Below are 16,118 nucleotides of genomic sequence, written 5' to 3' on the forward strand. Positions count from 1 at the left end.
CGGATCGGTCATGCCGATCGGATCAGGCGCGGGGTGGCTTGAAGGGGGAGATCGGTTCGGCCGCTTCGGGGGCACGCATGGCAAGGAAGCGATAGGCGTGCGCGGTATGCTCGATCGTGATCGACGTGTCCTGTGTCGCCACGGTCGATACGTGGGTCAAGCAATGATCGCCATGGGGCAATGCTGGATGGACGGGAGCCTTGTCGGTGGTATCACCGGCGAGTTGCGCGATCGACGTTGCCGGCACTCTATCGTCGCTGTCGAAGCCGAGACCGTGAAAGAAGGACAGCACGAGCGCTAGCGAGATCAGTCCCGCAAGCAGGCTGCGCCACCGGCGCGTCGGGGCCTTGCGGGTCGAAGAATCCGGTGCGGCGAAGCGAGAGTCCATGCCGTTAGTTAGCGCCGCCCCGGTGCCGATTCAAGGCAGCAGAGGGCTAAATGCTATAACGTTACGCTTTCGCCGGCGGCCGCTTGTTCCTTGTGACCCCGAACATGACGGCGCGACGACGGAGTCGCGCAGTTAGGGGCATTGTAAAAGCCGAGCCTCCGATCGCTGCGGCGGATCGCCTCGCTTATGGTCGGGCATGCTGAGATGAAGTAGAACTTCCTAGACAGCCGGCTTGGCGGAGGTGGGGAAATGCTCGCACGAATCGTGGTCGCAACTCTTCTCATGATCTCCAGCGCGTTCGCGCAGGAGCGCTCAATCACGGTGGCATCGACGACATCGACCGAGCAATCCGGGCTGTTCGGTTTCCTCTTGCCGCGCTTTACGGCGGCAACCGGGATCGGTGTCAAGGTCGTCGCGGTCGGCACCGGCCAGGCGCTCGACATCGGACGGCGGGGCGATGCCGACGTGGTGTTCGTGCATGATCGCCCCGCGGAGGAGAAGTTCCTGGCCGAAGGATTTGGCGTCAAGCGCCAGGACGTGATGTACAACGATTTCGTGGTGATCGGGCCAAAAGCCGATCCGGCGTATATTGCCGGCGGTAAGGACGTCACGGAAGCGCTGAAAAAGATCGCCGCCGCGAAGGCGACCTTCGTCTCGCGTGGCGACCGCTCCGGCACGCACCAGGCCGAATTGCGGCTATGGAAGGAGGCGGGCATCGACATCGCGACGGCGAAGGGATCCTGGTATCGCGAGATCGGGCAGGGCATGGGGCCAGCACTCAACATGGCCGCATCCGACAATGCCTATGTGCTCTCCGATCGCGGCACTTGGCTGTCGTTCAAGAATCGCGGCGATCTCGCGATCCTGACCGAGGGCGATCGGCGCCTGTTCAACCAATATGGCGTGATGCTGGTCAATCCGGCCAAGCACCCGACCGTGAAAGCCAAGGATGGCCAGGCCTTCGTCGACTGGCTGATCTCCGCCGAGGGACAGAAGGTGATCGCCGACTACAAGGCCGGGGACGAGCAGCTATTTTTCCCCAACGCGTCCGACTAGCAGGAACGCGACCGTGCTGACGGTCACGCTGAGGCCGAGCAGGATCAGGCCGAGCCCGAGCGCAAGTGGCAACTCGCCCTTGCTGGTTTCCAGCGCGATCGCAGTCGTCATGGTCCGGGTGTAGCTGCGGATATTGCCTCCGACGATGATGATGGCGCCGACTTCGGCGATGGCGCGGCCGAACGCGGCGAGGAACGCGGTCAACAGCGAGGCGCGGCCAAGCGACGACAACAGCGCCATGCTGCGCAGGCGCGACATGCCATCGGTGCGCATGAGGTCGGCATATTCCGCCCACAATAGCGAGACCGGACGGTGCACGAGTGCGACCACGATCGGCGTGGCGAGGATCGTCTGCGCGACAATCATGGCGCTCGGCGTGAACAGCAGTCCGGCAAAGCCGAGCGGACCGGAACGCGACAGCAGGAGGTAAAGCGCCAGTCCGACCACCACGGGCGGCAGGCCGAGCATGGCGTTCACCAGCACGATCGTGGCCTGCCTGCCCTGAAACCGGCTAATCGCGAGCAGGACGCCGAGGGGGGCGCCGATCAGCAGCGCCAGCAGGCTCGCCGTCAGGCTGACGCGCAACGATAGCAGGACGATGCCGATCAGCTCAGCGTCAAGGCTGGCGATCAGCGAGAGCGCCGTCGCCACCGATTGCGTGAAATCATTCATCCTGCTGCGCGCTTGGCCGCCCCGGTGAGATCGCCCGAATGAAGATTGCCGGCTGCCACCATCCAGCAAACACCTAAATCTCTCATAAACTGCGTAACGTCCAATACCGCACAAGCGATGTTGCGCGGTCGAAATCTGGTAACACTCAGAAACAAAGTTCCACGTTAACCGGCTGATAACTCATTTTCCTAACGCCCTCTTGGGTTGTGTCTCCTACAACAAGCGCTTGTAGGGGCAGGGAAATGTCAGACAGCTCGGCCAAGAGCGATATCTTGCAAAGCCGGTGGTGGCCGAAATGGGCCGCCGTGCCGCCATTGCGATTGAGCGCAATTCAGTGGCTCGTGCTGTGCGCGGCGGCGCTCGTGGCCGCGATCGGGCTCGGCACCGGGTACCTGGCGCTGCAATTCCGGGAGCGCGCGCTCGATCTTGCCGAACGCGAACTCTCCAACACGGCGCTGCTGCTGTCCCGCCATTTCGATCAGCAGCTCTCCGATCTCCAGCACGTGCACGATGATGTCGTCGCCAACATGCGGGCTAACGGGGTCGATACGGCCGATCAGTTCGAAAAGATGATGTCACTACTGAGCGCGCACGAAATGCTGCGCACCAGGCTTGCGGCGCTCCCGCATGTTGGTGGTCTCAATCTGTTCAATGCCGAGGGATGGCTGATTAATTCCTCCGAGATGTGGCCGGTGCCCGACCTCAATGTCAGGGATCGGCGATATTTCAGGGAGTTCACCTCCGGCAAGCCGACGCCGGATGTGATCGTCGAGCCCGCCGTGAGCCGCGTCACGGGCAAGTGGACGACGCTGTTCGCCCGCAAGATTGTCGACGGTAATGGCGCCATCATCGGCTTTTCCAGCCGGGGTGTCGAGCCCAGCCAGTTCGAGGATTTCGTCGCCTCTCTGGCGCTGAATGGCGACACAATCATCTCAATGATCCATCGCGACGGCACGGTGATCGCCCGCTATCCCACGGATGACGGGGCGGTCGGCAAGAGCGTAGCCGGTCTCCGGCCATTCCAGAAGGCGCTGACGCTTGACGGGAATATCTCGGGGCGCTTCAGCACTGAAGATGCCGAAGACAAGATCGGGGCGGTTCGACCGCTCACTCATTTTCCGATCCTGATCGTTGCCACGACCAAGACCTCGACCGCGCTCGCCGACTGGCGCGCGCAGACGAAACTACAGTTCAGCGCCGCGATCCTGGCGATCGTCGTCGTCATCGTCACGATCTTCCCGATCGTGAGACAACTGCAGCGACAGCATGAAGCCGCGCGCCAGAAGCTGTCGGAGAAGAGCCTTCATCTCGACACCGCCATCAACAACATGACCCAGGGGCTGTTGCTGTTCGATGCGTCGGGTCGGCTCGTGGTCTGCAATCAGCGCTATCTCGATATGCTCGGCGTATCGCCTGACGTCGCCAAGCCCGGATGCCACCTGCGCGATCTCGTGCTGCACCGTAAGGCGATCGGATCCTTTATCGGCGATGTCGACGAATATTGCGCGCACTTCATCGGACCTAACAGCAGCGAGATCGGCGAACGCCACTTCTCGACGCAGGACGGACGAATTATCCGAATGATCTTCAAACATTCGCCGGACGGGGGCTGGGCCACGACGTTCGAGGACGTGACCGAGCGGCGCCGTGTCGAGGCGAAGATCGAACATCTCGCCCATTACGATCCGCTGACCAATCTGCCGAACCGGACGCTGTTCCAGCGCCACGCCGAAGGCTTGCTGCTCGAAACAGCCGACGTGCAGTTCGCGATTCTCTATATCGATATCGACGAGTTCAAGCGCATCAACGATTCGCTCGGCCATCTGATCGGTGATGAGTTCCTCAGAGGTGTCGCCGAACTGTTGCGGCAGTCGATCGGACCGGAGGATTTCATCGCGCGTCTCGGCGGGGACGAGTTCGCTATCGTTCAGCGCGGCATCACGGCCGATGGCGATGTCAGCGCGCTGGTTGAACGGATCTATCAGGCGCTGCGGACGCCGTTCGATTGCCACGGCCATCACTTGTCCGGCGACGCCAGCATTGGCATCGCGGTCGCGCCGCGGGATGGTACCGATCTGCTCGGCCTGTTGAAGCGCGCAGACCTTGCGATGTACGCCGCCAAGGCGGCCGGCCGCCGCACCCACCGGTTCTTCGAGCCGGAGATGGAGAAGGAGGCCAAGCTCCGCCGCGAGCTCGAAGCCGATATGCGCACTGCGCTGGTCGAGGGCGGGTTTGAAATCCATTACCAGCCGCTGGTCGACCTGCGCAGCGACGAGGTGACCGGCTGCGAGGCGCTGGTGCGCTGGCGGCATCCGGTGCGCGGCATGGTATCGCCGGCCGAATTCATTCCGGTCGCGGAGGAGACGGGCCTGATCGAGGAGATCGGGCAGTGGGTGCTGCGGACCGCCTGCACTGAGGCTGCCACCTGGCCCGCCCATGTGCGGGTAGCGGTCAACGTGTCGCCAGTCCAGTTCAAGTCGGAGGCGCTGTCGCTGAAGGTCGCGACGGCATTGGCCGAGAGCGGGCTTGATCCACGCCGCCTCGAGCTCGAAATCACCGAGGCTGTGCTGATCGCGGATGATGATGCCGCGCTGGTCGCGCTCAACCAGCTCCGCGCGCTCGGCGTCCACATCGCGCTGGATGATTTCGGAACCGGCTATTCCTCGCTGCAATATCTGCAGCGCTTCCCGTTCGACAAGATCAAGATCGACCGCAGCTTCGTCAAGGAAGTCACCCGCAACAGCTCGTCGGCGTCGATCATCCGCGCGGTGGTGAGCATCGCGGCCGACCGCGATATGATCACGACGGCAGAGGGCGTCGAGACCGAGCAGCAGCGCGACACCGTGCACATGCTGGGATGTACCCAGATGCAGGGCTATCTGTTCAGTGCGGCGCGCACTGCACAGGATATCCGCAGGATGCTGGCGGCCGAAGCCGAGGAAGACGCTGCCTGATCGGCGATATTTCAGCGTTCGCGCGAATCCTTGCCGTAGCCTGTGATGGGACGCAACAGCCGTTCGGTCAGCGCGCCGATCGCGAGGCCGGCAACTACATCGCTCAGCCAATGCGCAAGCAGGACGACGCGTGTCAACACCAGGCCTCCACCGATCGCCCATACCACGTTGCGCTTTGCCGGCGGAAGCACGGTTGCGGCCGAGGCAATTGCGCCGACGTGAATCGCATGGCCGGACGGAAAGGCGTCCTCGGGCTTGCCGGAGTAGGGTACGCCATGAAGGTGACCGCGAGCGGTTTGTCGATCGGGGCGCTCCTGGTCGAATACCGTCTTCAGCACATGGGGCAGGATAGCCGCGACGATCGTGGTCAGGAGGATGTGGTTGCTGCTGCGGCGCTGCTTCGCGTCCTTGTCGCGAGAATAAAGCCACCAGCCCAGCGCAAGCGCGCTGAGCACGTGCTCATCCGCGCCCCAGGTCAGGACCTCGGCGACCCGCTCGGCTGTCGGCGTTGTGTATTCCGATACGGTGTCGGCGATTGCCTTATCAGCACGGGTTGGCTGCACCCGGAAAAGCGCCATCGGATTCTCCCTTCGAGACTACAAACCTTTGACGGCCGCGATGGTTTCGCGGGCGCACCCGCGCATAGGAACGAAAATTTCGGCCACGAGTTTGCCGCTCACGATCCCGAGGAGAGGCAAGCACCATGAAGAGATCGATCGTGGTGACGGCGGTTGCGGTTGCCGTCGCCCTTATTTCCACCTCGGCAGCTGCGCAATCGGTCGGCGAGAAGACCGGCGTCAATTCGGTACTGGGGGTCGCTCCCTCAACGGCGGATTTCGTCAAGGAAGCGGCGATCAGCGACATGCTGGAGATCGAGGCGGGCAAGGTCGCCGAGCAGAAGGGCAATGCGGAGGAGAAGAAGTTCGCGTCCCAGATGATCGCCGACCACACCAAGACCAGCAGCGAGCTGAAGGGCCTGGTCACGAGCAGCGAGGGCGTGCAGATTCCATCGGGCCTGGATTCATCTTCGCAAGGCAAGCTCGACAAGCTGCGCGACACCAAACCGGAGAACTTTGCAAGCCAATATAACCCGATGCAGGTGAGCGCGCACAAGGATGCGGTGTCGCTGTTCGAACGTTACGCCAAGAGCGGCGACAATCCGAAGCTGAAGGATTGGGCCGGCAAGACGCTGCCGACGCTGCGGCACCATCTCGAGATGGCGCAGGCGCTGGACAAGAATCGCAAGTGACGCCGCGGCGTCACGCCTTGCGCTGGTGGCGCGTCCATCGCACGATCAGCGGCAGAGCGTACCAGAATCCGACCAGGACGAGAAAACTCGCCGTCGCGCAAGTTGCGGCGAGTTCGCGGTTGGTGATCCTGCCGAGAACGACGTAGCTCTCTGCGGCTATGCCCGCGGCCAGAAACAGCGGCGCCGCTGTCACCAGCGCGGAGGCTGTGCGCAGAAATCTCGGAGAATCTGCGCCGCCATAGGAGAGCCGGTGCAGGGCGGCTGGCGTCATCAGGAGGATGACGTTCACGGCGACGAGGCCGAGCGCGACGGCATGCACGATCTTTGCCGTCTGCGGCATCTCATCAAATCCAGCGGTAAGCATGGCGATGAATTGAAAGCCGAACAGGGCCTGTGCGCCGGGGATGATGACCCGCGCTTCGGTCAGCAGTTGCTCGACTTTTGTCGCGAGCGGGGTTGTTCCTCCTGAATCGGGCATTGGTGTTCTCTCCCGGTGAAACAGCTCCAATCCGAACCACGCAAAGCTTGATGCGAGTATCAGCGCGAGTCCGCTGGTGGTACCCGCGAACCAGCCGAAATGTCGTTCGATCACGACATAGGCGGCAACGCCAATGCTCAAGGAGAAGGGAACCAGGCCGGCGGTCGCGTACAAAGAGGTCGCGCGCACGAGGCGCTTCGACGATGAACCTCCCTCGACCATCCGGTGTTCCATCGAGGGGATGATCAGGAGCCCCAGCGAAAGCGTCAGCAGCGCAAGCCCAACGGCGCAGAGCATTTTCGACGCGGAGGAGAGCGATGGAAAGCCGGTCTGGAAGAAGGCCTGGAATTGAAATCCGAGCAGGACCTGGATGCCGAGGACAAGCAGACGAGTTTCGTCAAGCGCCGTCTTGACCATGCGGTCCAGCTTCTCGGACATCCTGGCCGCACTCCTTTCTCGCCGCGCCGGAACCGTCGCCGATGTCGTGTTGTTAACGCGACATGTCATCTAACGTTCATCTACGGCGGGGTGCGACATGACGGCGCCAGACGTCCGCAAGGGGATGCCATCAGTCAAATTGCCGCGCGAGGAGTTTGCGGAACGCTACCGCAGCCGTTTCGTCGATCCCGCCTTCAGGCCGCTGCAGCGGGAGATCGATGCCATCATCGACGCGGCGTGGGATGCCTACAGTCATTCGCGCAAGTCGCCGCTGACGCGCAAAGCGGGGCCGGGCTTCGCCGATCCGGAATACGAACTGGCGGTGGATTGGCTCGCGGCGCGCGAGGCGATCCTGGCGGCGCAGCGGCGCCACGACGATGCGGCGGAGAGACCGCGCATCCTGATCATCAACGGCTCCTCACGCAGCGAGCATACCTGCCCCGGTGAAATGTCCAAGAGCTGGCGATTGGTCAAGCTCGCCGAGCCTGTGTTCGTCGAGATGGGCCTTGCCGTCGACATCCTCGATCTCTCGCGACTGGCATCCGAGTTCGGCAAGCAAATCCATCCCTGCAAGTCCTGCGTCTCGACATCGCCTGCGCTGTGTCACTGGCCCTGCAGTTGCTATCCGAATTACGCGCTCGGCCAGACCGACGACTGGATGAACGATATCTATCCGCTATGGGTGGCGGCCCACGGCATCCTCATCGTATCGCCGGTGAATTGGTATCACGCGCCGACGGGGCTGAAAGCCATGATCGATCGGATGGTTTGTGCCGACGGCTGCAATCCCGACCCGACCTCCACCCACGGCAAACACGCGGATGAAGCCAAGGCGCTCGAGTTGAAGGGCTGGCCTTATCCGCGGCATCTCGCCGGCCGCAACTTTGGTCTCGTCGTGCACGGAGACTCCGTTGGCGCGGAAACGATGCGACGTTCGCTATCGGATTGGCTGACGGATATGGGGCTGATCCCGGTCGGCCGAACGGGCGAACTCGACGGCTATATCGGCTACATGGAGCCTTACGCGACCTCACATCAGGCACTCGATGAGGACAAAGCGTTCCAGGAACAGACCTTGAATGTCGCGCGAGCGCTCGGCAACGCCGTGAAGCTTGCGCGTGAGGGCAAGTTGCGGGATCCGGCAGCGGGGCTCGTCGAGCCGAATCCGAAATAGTGTCACCGGCGGTTCCCGGCGAAGCGGGATCAATTCGCCGTTGCGCAGGAACGATGCTCGGCATTGCCGATTGGTCGGCATCTCCCATCCACTGCGACGGAGTTTCCCATGGACTTGAAAGGCAAGAAGATCGCAATCCTCGCAACCCACGGCTTCGAACAGTCGGAACTGGAAGTGCCGCGCGACCGGCTCAAGAAGGCCGGCGCAACCGTCGACGTGATTTCGCTGGCCGCAGGCGAGATCAAGGGCTGGGACATCAAGGATTGGGGCCGGCCGGTGAAGGTCGACAAGACGCTCGACCAGGTCTCCGCGTCCGACTACGACGCGATCGTCCTGCCGGGCGGACAGATCAATCCGGACCTGCTGCGGGCCGAGCCGAAGGCGCTGAAATTCATCAAGGAGATATTCGACGCCAAGAAGGTCGTCGCGGCGGTCTGCCACGCGCCGTGGCTTCTGATCGAAACCGGCATTGCCAAGGGGCGGCGGATGACTTCGTACAAGTCGATCAAGACCGACGTGATGAATGCGGGTGCCAAGTGGGAAGACTCCCAGGTGGTAACGGACCAGGGCGTGATCACGTCCCGCAATCCCGGCGATCTCGAAGCCTTCAGTGCCAAGATCATCGAGGAGGTGAAGGAAGGCCGCCACACCCAGCGCAGCGCAGCCTGATCAAGCGAGCCAGCCGATGCAAAGCAAATTGATCTCCGACGAGCCGGGCGCGCAGGTCCATGTCGTCATCCTCGACACCGGCGAGGAAGCATTCGCGGCGCTGACGAAGTTCGCCAACGAGGCCAGGATCTCGGCGGCGACGCTGACCGCGATCGGCGCGTTCGAGAAGGCGACCGTCGGCTGGTTCGATTTCGCCTCGAAATCCTACCGGAAGATCGAGGTCAACGAGCAATGCGAGGTGCTGAGCGCGATCGGCGACGTCGCGATCGGCGATGACGGCAAGGCCAGTCTGCACGTTCACATCGTGCTCGGGCTGTCGGATGGCTCCACGCGCGGCGGCCACCTGCTCGCGGGCGTGGTGCGGCCGACGCTCGAGGTTGTGCTGACGGAAGCGCCGGCAAAGCTTCGGCGGAAGAAGAGGGCGGACCTCGGCATCGCCCTCATCGATATCGCGGCCCAATAGTGCCAATAGAAAAAGGAGACGCGCTTAGCGCACGCCGAGCGCGTTCTCCAACTGCCGCTTCGTCATTTTCGAGCGGCCTTCGATTCCGCGTCGCTGCGCCCTCGCGTAAAGCTCTCGCCGCGTATGTCCGTCGCGCTTGCGGGCGCGGGAGCGTGCCGCTTTGCGTCCGCGGGCGGTGAGCTTGCGGGCATTGTGGCCGCCCATCGCGCGGCTGCTTTCCCGCTTGCCGGAAGCCCCGACATGCGACTTGCCCTCGCGTTCCTGCTGGGCGGTACGGCCCTGCGCTTCCTTTTGTTCGGTACGGCGCAGGTCACGACGGTTGCTGCGCTCGCTCTGGTATTTGGAGGCGCCCGCTTCCTGCAGCGCAATGGCGATCGCCTGCCGACGATTCTTGACCTTGCCGGCGCGGCCGCCACGGCCGCTCTTCAGTTCGCCATGCTTGAATTCGTGCATCACCCTGCCGGTGACGCGTCGTTGACGCGATGAGGATGCCATCGTCTTAATCCTCCGTTTATCGGCAAGAACCGCCGACGGCGGATGTCGTTCCAACGGAGGGCAGAGGTTAAGGCCGCAGACGTTAAGGCTCAGACGGTCGAACTGATCGACCCCCGATCGACGATCGCTTTCCGTAGGATGCGCGACAGCGACTCGACCGAATAGGGTTTCTGGATCAGCTCGAATCCGCGATGCGCATTTTCGGCGAGCACGTTGCTGTATCCGCTCGTCAGGACGACCGGCAGCCCGGGATAGCGGTCGCGGATCACGCTGGCGAGCTCCACGCCGTTCATGCCGGGCATGATGACGTCGGAGAATACGAGGTCGGCGGAAAACTCGTCTTCGGACAGCAGGGCAAGCGCTGCATTGGCATTCGCCACGCGTTTGACCGAGTATCCGAGATCTTCGAGCAGCTCGGTGGAGAACTGCCCGACCTCGTCATTGTCCTCCACGACCAGGACGCGGTAGCCGCGGCCCGTGGTTGCCGGCTCGCTGGCGATGGCTGCAGCGGACGCCGCATCGGCCGGTCGTGCTGCCTGCGGCAGGTAGATCGTGAAGGCCGCGCCTCGTCCGAGCGTACTGACGACATCGATGTCGCCGTCGGACTGCTTGGCAAAGCCAAATGCCTGGCTCAGGCCAAGCCCGGTTCCCTTGCCGACTTCCTTGGTGGTGAAGAACGGTTCGAAGATCGATTGCAGATGATCGGGCGCGATGCCGCTGCCGCTATCGGCCATGGTGATCGCGACAAAGTCGCCGCGGCGCGCCGGCTGGGCGCGCAGGGCAGGGATGCCCCGCACCTTCCGCACCGCAATGGAGAGGCGGCCTTCGCCATCCATGGCGTCGCGGCCGTTCACCGCGAGATTGATCAGTGCGGTCTCGAATTGGGCGATGTCGGCGATCGCAAAGCAATCGGGGTCGTCGATCTCGACGTCGATCTGGATGCGCGCACCGACCAGCGGCCGGATAAGCTGGGTCACGCCCTCGACCTGCGTGCCGACATTGAAGACCTGCGGCTTCAGCGGCTGGCGGCGGGCGAACGCCAATAGCTGCGCGGTCAGCTTCGAGGCGCGCTCCACCGTCTCGGAGATCGCGTCGATGTAGCGATGACGGCGCTCTTCGGGCAGGTCGCGGCGGCGCATGAAGTCGGTCGCGGAGCGGATGATGGTCAGCAGATTGTTGAAGTCGTGAGCCACGCCGCCGGTGAGCTGGCCGACGGCTTCCATCTTCTGCGATTGCCGTAGCACCTCTTCGCCCTGGCGGCGTTCGGTGATGTCGACGGCTTCGGCCACGGCGCCAATCACAGTGCCGTGCTGGTCGCGAAGCGGCCGCATCGCGAAATCGAAATAGCGCTCGCCGACCGGAAGCCGCAGCATCATCTCGGTCTTGACGTCGTCGCCCTTCATGACCGCCATGAAGGCGTTGCGAACCAGCTTGGGCAAGTCGTCGGTGGCGGCGAACCAGGGCGTTTCCCAGAACGGCTTGCCGATGGCATCACGGGCCTCGGCGCGGATGCCGGCCAGTGCCGTCCGGTTGGCATGGAGCACGTCGCCGTGCTGATTGAGCAGCACCTGATACTGGTGGCTGGTCTCGAAGATCGCGCGCATTTGCGCTTCGCTGGCTTCGAGCTGCGCGGTGCGCTCGGAGATACGCAGTTCGAGCGTTTCGTTCAGCCGGCGCAGTTCGATCTCGGCCTGCTTGGCCGCGGTGATGTCGTGGGCGACCCCGATGAAGCCGATGTGGTTGCCGGTCGGATCCCAGCGCGGTTGTGACTCCGACCTGAGCCAGCGCCATTCGCCGTCGGCGCGCAGATAGCGCGCCTCCAGCACGAAAGGCTTGAGCGAAGCTTCGCCCGCGATCGATTCCTGCACGATGCGCGACATATCGTCAGGGTGCAGCCGCTTGCGCCAGTCGAACTTGATGGCTTCTTCGAAGGGAAGGCCGAGGAAATCGATATAGGCCCGGTTGGCGAAGGAGCGGGTGCGGTCGAGTTTGGTCACCCAGATCGGAACCGGCGCGCTGTCGGCGATGAGGCGGAAGCGCTCCTCGCTTTCGCGCAGCTTTTCCTGGGCGAGCATGCGTTCGGTGATGTCGATGTGGGCGCCGACCAGACGGAGTGCGCGGCCGTCGCGGTCGCGCTCGATTTCCCCGATCACGGCGATCCACCTGACCTCACCGTCGCTCGGACGGAGGATCCGGTATTCCGCCATATAGTCTCCGCTCGTCCCGGCCAGGGCATCGAAGAAATGCCCGATCGCGCGGTCACGATCGTCGGGGTGGATGCGGTCGACCCAATCCTCATGGGTCTCGTTCACCGCATCCGACCCCAGTCCATGGATGATCAGGTATTCCGGCGAGCGGCGGTTGCGGAAGCCCTCGCGGAAATCGACCTCGACACCGCCGACGCGGCCGATACGCTGGATCCGGGCAAGCTCCGCCTCGCGCTCCTGCAATTCGCGATGCGCGCGGTCACGTTCGCGGGCAATTTCTTCCAGATGCTGGCGCAGCCGTTCAGCGGCGACCGTCTCGGGAAGGACGTTCATAGGGTCTGGCGGCATCGGGGCGGGCGACCTCTTTCCGTAGTCTCACACAACGGAAGAGGGCTTGCCAGCATCATTTGGCCTTGGTGCCGGGCCTGCAGTTATAGGCCCTGCGGAACCCCGCCGCCTGTGCGTCATCTTCAGAGCAGAACCAGCGGTCTGGCCTGGTTAATCCAGGGTAACTGCGGCACGCCTGCAAGTGGTAGATGCCGATATCGCCGGTGACGCGGGCGCGCACGGCGAACTTGCCCTTGATGTTGCAGCTTGCCGGCATGGGAAGATCTTCAGGGAAGAGCACGTCGCGGATCGCGCGATCGCGGTCGGCGGGACATGATGCGCCCAGCAGCGCGCCGTCCTGCTTGCCGCGGCGGAACTCCTGCGGGGCAACAAAGCAGCCTTTCCACATGCCCTGGCGGTCTTCCCTGGCGCGCGCCTCGTCAGGCTTGAAGCGGCCGGTGGCGGAAGCCTCGACGTTCAGGGCAAAGCCCCGCTGGACCATCACCTCGCTAAGGCTGGTCGGATCGCCTTCGATCTTGCACACGCCGAGATGTCGTTTCTTGTAGGCCGGGTCGGGACCGAGATCGTCGCAGCGGACCTGACGATCGCCGATTAGCTTCGCCAACTGGTCGCGGGCCTCGATGCCGCAGGTCCAGCTCTCGGCATGCTCGTCGATGCACAATTGGTCGATCGGAGGCACGTCGATGCCATCGAGCCGATAGGTCACGTTGCCGAGCTGCAGCGTGCTGCCGTCCCTGACGGTAGCGTTGGCGGCGAAGCCTTGGCTCGCCGGAAGGGCTATCAGGATCAGCCCTGCGATCAATGTGCGTAATGGCATGGTCTGCATCGATGGGGTGGCGTGCGGGGGCAAAGGTTCAAGATCATGAGCTGATTGGACGGAATCGGATCATGATCTCATCTTTCTTGTTTGAGCATGATCTCCGCGCAAACGCTTCGCGTTTGTCGTGAGGGAAAACCGGTTTCCACCGGATCATGCTCTAGCACGAAGCTCCCGCGAAGCTATTCCGCATTGGGAAAAAGCCGCCGGAACTGGTCGACAGTGACGGATCCATGGTTGACTTGTTGAGAACAAAAATAGAACATAAGTGCTCGCCCCGCATCCCGGAAACCGCCAGATGTCCTCTCTTCCCAGTGCCAGCAGCGAGGATATCGACGGCTTAGAAGCTGCCGTGGATGAGGCGATCGCGGCCTGCGGCGGGGATATGCGGGCCACCGTCCGCGCGCTGATCGTGGCCAATGACTATCTGGAAAACGAGGTCAGCGAGCTGATGAAGGCCGTCTCTCGCGCCCATGTCCGTGGTAGATTTAATACCTATTCGGGTTGATGGCTTCGGGTGCCGGGTGCAAGCCGGCCGCCTCCTTATATAGACCGTTGCCTCTCCTGAGTTTTCCTGTACCACGTTAATTGAGACGCCCACCGCCCGTACCACATTGCGGGCGAAGATCCTGCCCAAACGCTCAAGCAAGAAGCACATGTTCAAACGAATCCTGATCGCCAATCGCGGCGAGATCGCCTGCCGGATCATCAAGACTGCGCGCCGTATGGGGATTGAGACGGTCGCGGTCTACTCCGAGGCTGACCGCGATGCGCTGCATGTCGAGATGGCCGATGAGGCTGTGCTGATCGGCCCGCCGGCGGCGGCGGAGAGCTATCTGTTGATCGAGAAGATCGTCGAGGCCTGCCGCAAGACCGGCGCCGAGGCCGTCCATCCCGGCTACGGCTTCCTGTCCGAACGCGAGGCGTTTCCGCGCGCGCTGAAGGAGGCCGGCATCGTCTTTATCGGCCCCAATCCCGATGCCATCGCCGCGATGGGCGACAAGATCGAATCCAAGAAGGCGGCAGCGAAGGCCAAGGTCTCCACCGTGCCCGGCCATCTCGGCGTCATCGAGGACGGCAAGCATGCGGTGAGGATCGCCGACGAGATCGGCTATCCCGTGATGATCAAGGCCTCCGCCGGCGGCGGCGGCAAGGGCATGCGCATCGCGCATTCGAGGGCCGAGGTCGAGGAGGGCTTCAATCTCGCCAAGGCCGAAGCGAAATCCTCTTTCGGTGACGACCGCGTCTTCGTCGAAAAATTCATCGTCGATCCCCGCCACATCGAGATCCAGGTGCTCGGCGACAAGCACGGCAATGTGATCTATCTCGGCGAACGCGAGTGCTCGATCCAGCGCCGCAACCAGAAGGTCATCGAGGAGGCGCCGTCCCCGCTGCTCGACGAGACCACGCGCCGCAAGATGGGCGAGCAGGCGGTCGCGCTGGCGAAGGCGGTGAGCTACGACTCGGCCGGCACGGTCGAGTTCGTCGCCGGCCAGGACAAGAGCTTCTACTTCCTGGAGATGAACACGCGCCTGCAGGTCGAGCATCCCGTCACCGAGCTCGTCACCGGCATCGATCTGGTCGAGCAGATGATCCGTGTCGCCGCCGGCGAACAGCTCAGCCTTACGCAGAAGGACGTGACGCTGACGGGATGGGCGGTGGAATCGCGCGTCTATGCCGAAGACCCGTTCCGCAACTTCCTGCCGTCGATCGGGCGCCTGGTGAAATATCGTCCGCCGGCCGAGAAGAGCCAGGATGGCGTCACTGTCCGCAATGACACCGGCGTGCAGGAAGGCGGCGAGATCTCGATCCATTACGATCCGATGATCGCCAAGCTGATCACGCATGCGCCGTCGCGGGCGGCGGCGATCGAGGCGCAGTCGACCGCGCTGGACGCGTTCTATGTCGATGGCATCCGCCACAACATTCCGTTCCTGTCGGCGCTGATGAACCATCCGCGCTGGCGCGAGGGAAAGCTCTCCACCGGCTTCATCGCGGAGGAATATCCGAAGGGATTCTCGGCGCGACCGCCGGAGGGCGAGATCGCGCGACGGCTGGCGGCGGTGGCCGCGGCGATCGACCACGTGCTCGGCGAGCGCAAGAGGCGGATCTCGGGCCAGATGAATGGCCGACTGGTGCAGCGGGAGCGGCGCCGCGCGGTGTGGCTCGAGCGTGATGAGATCGCGCTCGACGTCGCGCGCGAGGCCGACGGCATCGCGGTCCGCTTCATCGGCAGCGATGGGCTGCCGGGCAATCCGCACAATCTGGTCTCGAGCTGGGTGCCGGGCGAGCCGGTGTGGCAGGGCACGATCGATGGCCAGTTCGTGGCGATGCAGGTGCGCCCGATCAACAACGGCTTCCGCCTCGCGCATCAGGGCTTTGAGGTTCCGATCTATGTCTTCACCGAAGCCGAAGCAACGTCGGCGCGTCTGATGCCGGTGGTGTCGGCCGCCGATACCGGCAAGAAGCTGTTGTGCCCTATGCCGGGACTCGTGGTGTCGATCGCAGTCAGCGAGGGGCAGGAGGTCAAGGCCGGCGAGACGCTTGCGGTCGTCGAGGCCATGAAGATGCAGAACGTGCTGCGCGCCGAACGCGACGGTACGGTGAAGAAGATCCACGCCGCTCCCGGCGCAACGCTGGCGGTCGACGCGCTGATCCTCGAATTCGCCTAGAGCATGATCCGGAACGTGGATACCGGTTCCACGAAAGG

15 protein-coding genes are annotated in these 16,118 nt (G+C 63.3%); 8 read left to right on the forward strand and 7 right to left on the reverse strand.

Annotation, left to right across the window (positions count from 1 at the left end):
• Positions 1-22 precede the first annotated feature (22 nt).
• Positions 23-388, reverse strand: a complete 366-nt coding sequence (locus ACZXDY_RS15695; protein WP_464346098.1) for a hypothetical protein — start codon at positions 386-388, stop codon at positions 23-25.
• A gap of 249 nt (positions 389-637) precedes the next feature.
• Between ACZXDY_RS15695 and ACZXDY_RS15700 the strand changes: the two genes are divergently transcribed.
• Positions 638-1,444 (forward strand): ABC transporter substrate-binding protein, encoded by an 807-nt coding sequence (locus ACZXDY_RS15700; RefSeq protein ID WP_464346099.1) that lies wholly within the window; start codon positions 638-640, stop codon positions 1,442-1,444.
• Here the strand turns inward: ACZXDY_RS15700 and ACZXDY_RS15705 are convergent.
• On the reverse strand, positions 1,418-2,116 hold the full coding sequence (locus ACZXDY_RS15705) for an ABC transporter permease (protein WP_028164016.1): 699 nt from the start codon (positions 2,114-2,116) through the stop codon (positions 1,418-1,420). The genes ACZXDY_RS15700 and ACZXDY_RS15705 overlap by 27 nt on opposite strands.
• Before the next feature lie 242 nt (positions 2,117-2,358).
• Between ACZXDY_RS15705 and ACZXDY_RS15710 the strand changes: the two genes are divergently transcribed.
• Positions 2,359-5,070 (forward strand): bifunctional diguanylate cyclase/phosphodiesterase, encoded by a 2,712-nt coding sequence (locus ACZXDY_RS15710; RefSeq protein ID WP_464346100.1) that lies wholly within the window; start codon positions 2,359-2,361, stop codon positions 5,068-5,070.
• 11 nt (positions 5,071-5,081) lie between these two features.
• Here ACZXDY_RS15710 and ACZXDY_RS15715 read toward each other — a convergent pair whose 3' ends face one another.
• A complete protein-coding gene (locus ACZXDY_RS15715; RefSeq protein ID WP_464346101.1) occupies positions 5,082-5,648 on the reverse strand; it encodes a phosphatase PAP2 family protein in 567 nt (188 codons plus the stop codon).
• Positions 5,649-5,773: 125 nt separating this feature from the next.
• Here ACZXDY_RS15715 and ACZXDY_RS15720 point away from each other — a divergent pair, with 125 nt between their 5' ends.
• On the forward strand, positions 5,774-6,319 hold the full coding sequence (locus ACZXDY_RS15720; RefSeq protein WP_028164014.1) for a DUF4142 domain-containing protein: 546 nt from the start codon (positions 5,774-5,776) through the stop codon (positions 6,317-6,319).
• A gap of 10 nt (positions 6,320-6,329) precedes the next feature.
• On the opposite strand, the gene ACZXDY_RS15725 is transcribed toward ACZXDY_RS15720, so the two are convergent.
• The gene (locus ACZXDY_RS15725) at positions 6,330-7,235 is read right to left on the reverse strand and encodes a DUF6328 family protein (RefSeq protein WP_035690153.1); all 906 of its coding nucleotides are present in this window, start codon (positions 7,233-7,235) and stop codon (positions 6,330-6,332) included.
• A gap of 97 nt (positions 7,236-7,332) precedes the next feature.
• On the opposite strand from ACZXDY_RS15725, the gene ACZXDY_RS15730 reads away from it, so the two are divergent.
• The 3 genes from ACZXDY_RS15730 (at position 7,333) to ACZXDY_RS15740 (ending at position 9,541) form a co-directional block, all read left to right on the forward strand.
• Positions 7,333-8,409 carry a flavodoxin family protein gene (locus tag ACZXDY_RS15730; protein WP_464346102.1) on the forward strand — a complete coding sequence of 359 codons (1,077 nt, stop codon included), beginning with the start codon at positions 7,333-7,335 and terminating at the stop codon, positions 8,407-8,409.
• 108 nt (positions 8,410-8,517) lie between these two features.
• The gene (locus ACZXDY_RS15735) at positions 8,518-9,078 is read left to right on the forward strand and encodes a type 1 glutamine amidotransferase domain-containing protein (protein ID WP_028164012.1); all 561 of its coding nucleotides are present in this window, start codon (positions 8,518-8,520) and stop codon (positions 9,076-9,078) included.
• 16 nt (positions 9,079-9,094) lie between these two features.
• Positions 9,095-9,541, forward strand: coding sequence for a PPC domain-containing DNA-binding protein (locus tag ACZXDY_RS15740; protein ID WP_464346103.1), 447 nt, complete (start codon positions 9,095-9,097; stop codon positions 9,539-9,541).
• 24 nt (positions 9,542-9,565) lie between these two features.
• On the opposite strand, the gene ACZXDY_RS15745 is transcribed toward ACZXDY_RS15740, so the two are convergent.
• The 3 genes from ACZXDY_RS15745 to ACZXDY_RS15755 all read right to left on the reverse strand — a co-directional run bounded on the left by ACZXDY_RS15745 (position 9,566) and on the right by ACZXDY_RS15755 (position 13,408).
• Complete coding sequence (locus tag ACZXDY_RS15745; protein ID WP_464346104.1) at positions 9,566-10,036, reverse strand: DUF6496 domain-containing protein; 471 nt, start codon at positions 10,034-10,036, stop codon at positions 9,566-9,568.
• An 89-nt stretch (positions 10,037-10,125) separates the two neighbouring features.
• Positions 10,126-12,576, reverse strand: a complete 2,451-nt coding sequence (locus tag ACZXDY_RS15750) for a PAS domain-containing hybrid sensor histidine kinase/response regulator (RefSeq protein ID WP_464346105.1) — start codon at positions 12,574-12,576, stop codon at positions 10,126-10,128.
• A 70-nt stretch (positions 12,577-12,646) separates the two neighbouring features.
• Positions 12,647-13,408, reverse strand: a complete 762-nt coding sequence (locus ACZXDY_RS15755) for a thermonuclease family protein (protein WP_028164008.1) — start codon at positions 13,406-13,408, stop codon at positions 12,647-12,649.
• A 298-nt stretch (positions 13,409-13,706) separates the two neighbouring features.
• Between ACZXDY_RS15755 and ACZXDY_RS15760 the strand changes: the two genes are divergently transcribed.
• Together ACZXDY_RS15760 and ACZXDY_RS15765 are read left to right on the forward strand one after the other, a co-directional pair.
• Complete coding sequence (locus ACZXDY_RS15760; protein ID WP_028164007.1) at positions 13,707-13,916, forward strand: hypothetical protein; 210 nt, start codon at positions 13,707-13,709, stop codon at positions 13,914-13,916.
• A gap of 148 nt (positions 13,917-14,064) precedes the next feature.
• The gene (locus ACZXDY_RS15765; protein ID WP_464346106.1) at positions 14,065-16,080 is read left to right on the forward strand and encodes an acetyl-CoA carboxylase biotin carboxylase subunit; all 2,016 of its coding nucleotides are present in this window, start codon (positions 14,065-14,067) and stop codon (positions 16,078-16,080) included.
• The last annotated feature ends 38 nt before the right edge of the window (positions 16,081-16,118 follow it).

Source organism: Bradyrhizobium sp. LeoB3 (assembly GCF_055456055.1).

Bases quoted from the DNA above. Each gene is read 5' to 3' on its own strand.
- ACZXDY_RS15695 (WP_464346098.1), bottom strand. From the start codon at position 388: ATGGACTCTCGCTTCGCCGCACCGGATTCTTCGACCCGCAAGGCCCCG.
- ACZXDY_RS15700 (WP_464346099.1), top strand. From the start codon at position 638: ATGCTCGCACGAATCGTGGTCGCAACTCTTCTCATGATCTCCAGCGCG.
- ACZXDY_RS15705 (WP_028164016.1), bottom strand. From the start codon at position 2,116: ATGAATGATTTCACGCAATCGGTGGCGACGGCGCTCTCGCTGATCGCC.
- ACZXDY_RS15710 (WP_464346100.1), top strand. From the start codon at position 2,359: ATGTCAGACAGCTCGGCCAAGAGCGATATCTTGCAAAGCCGGTGGTGG.
- ACZXDY_RS15715 (WP_464346101.1), bottom strand. From the start codon at position 5,648: ATGGCGCTTTTCCGGGTGCAGCCAACCCGTGCTGATAAGGCAATCGCC.
- ACZXDY_RS15720 (WP_028164014.1), top strand. From the start codon at position 5,774: ATGAAGAGATCGATCGTGGTGACGGCGGTTGCGGTTGCCGTCGCCCTT.
- ACZXDY_RS15725 (WP_035690153.1), bottom strand. From the start codon at position 7,235: ATGTCCGAGAAGCTGGACCGCATGGTCAAGACGGCGCTTGACGAAACT.
- ACZXDY_RS15730 (WP_464346102.1), top strand. From the start codon at position 7,333: ATGACGGCGCCAGACGTCCGCAAGGGGATGCCATCAGTCAAATTGCCG.
- ACZXDY_RS15735 (WP_028164012.1), top strand. From the start codon at position 8,518: ATGGACTTGAAAGGCAAGAAGATCGCAATCCTCGCAACCCACGGCTTC.
- ACZXDY_RS15740 (WP_464346103.1), top strand. From the start codon at position 9,095: ATGCAAAGCAAATTGATCTCCGACGAGCCGGGCGCGCAGGTCCATGTC.
- ACZXDY_RS15745 (WP_464346104.1), bottom strand. From the start codon at position 10,036: ATGGCATCCTCATCGCGTCAACGACGCGTCACCGGCAGGGTGATGCAC.
- ACZXDY_RS15750 (WP_464346105.1), bottom strand. From the start codon at position 12,576: ATGAACGTCCTTCCCGAGACGGTCGCCGCTGAACGGCTGCGCCAGCAT.
- ACZXDY_RS15755 (WP_028164008.1), bottom strand. From the start codon at position 13,408: ATGCCATTACGCACATTGATCGCAGGGCTGATCCTGATAGCCCTTCCG.
- ACZXDY_RS15760 (WP_028164007.1), top strand. From the start codon at position 13,707: ATGTCCTCTCTTCCCAGTGCCAGCAGCGAGGATATCGACGGCTTAGAA.
- ACZXDY_RS15765 (WP_464346106.1), top strand. From the start codon at position 14,065: ATGTTCAAACGAATCCTGATCGCCAATCGCGGCGAGATCGCCTGCCGG.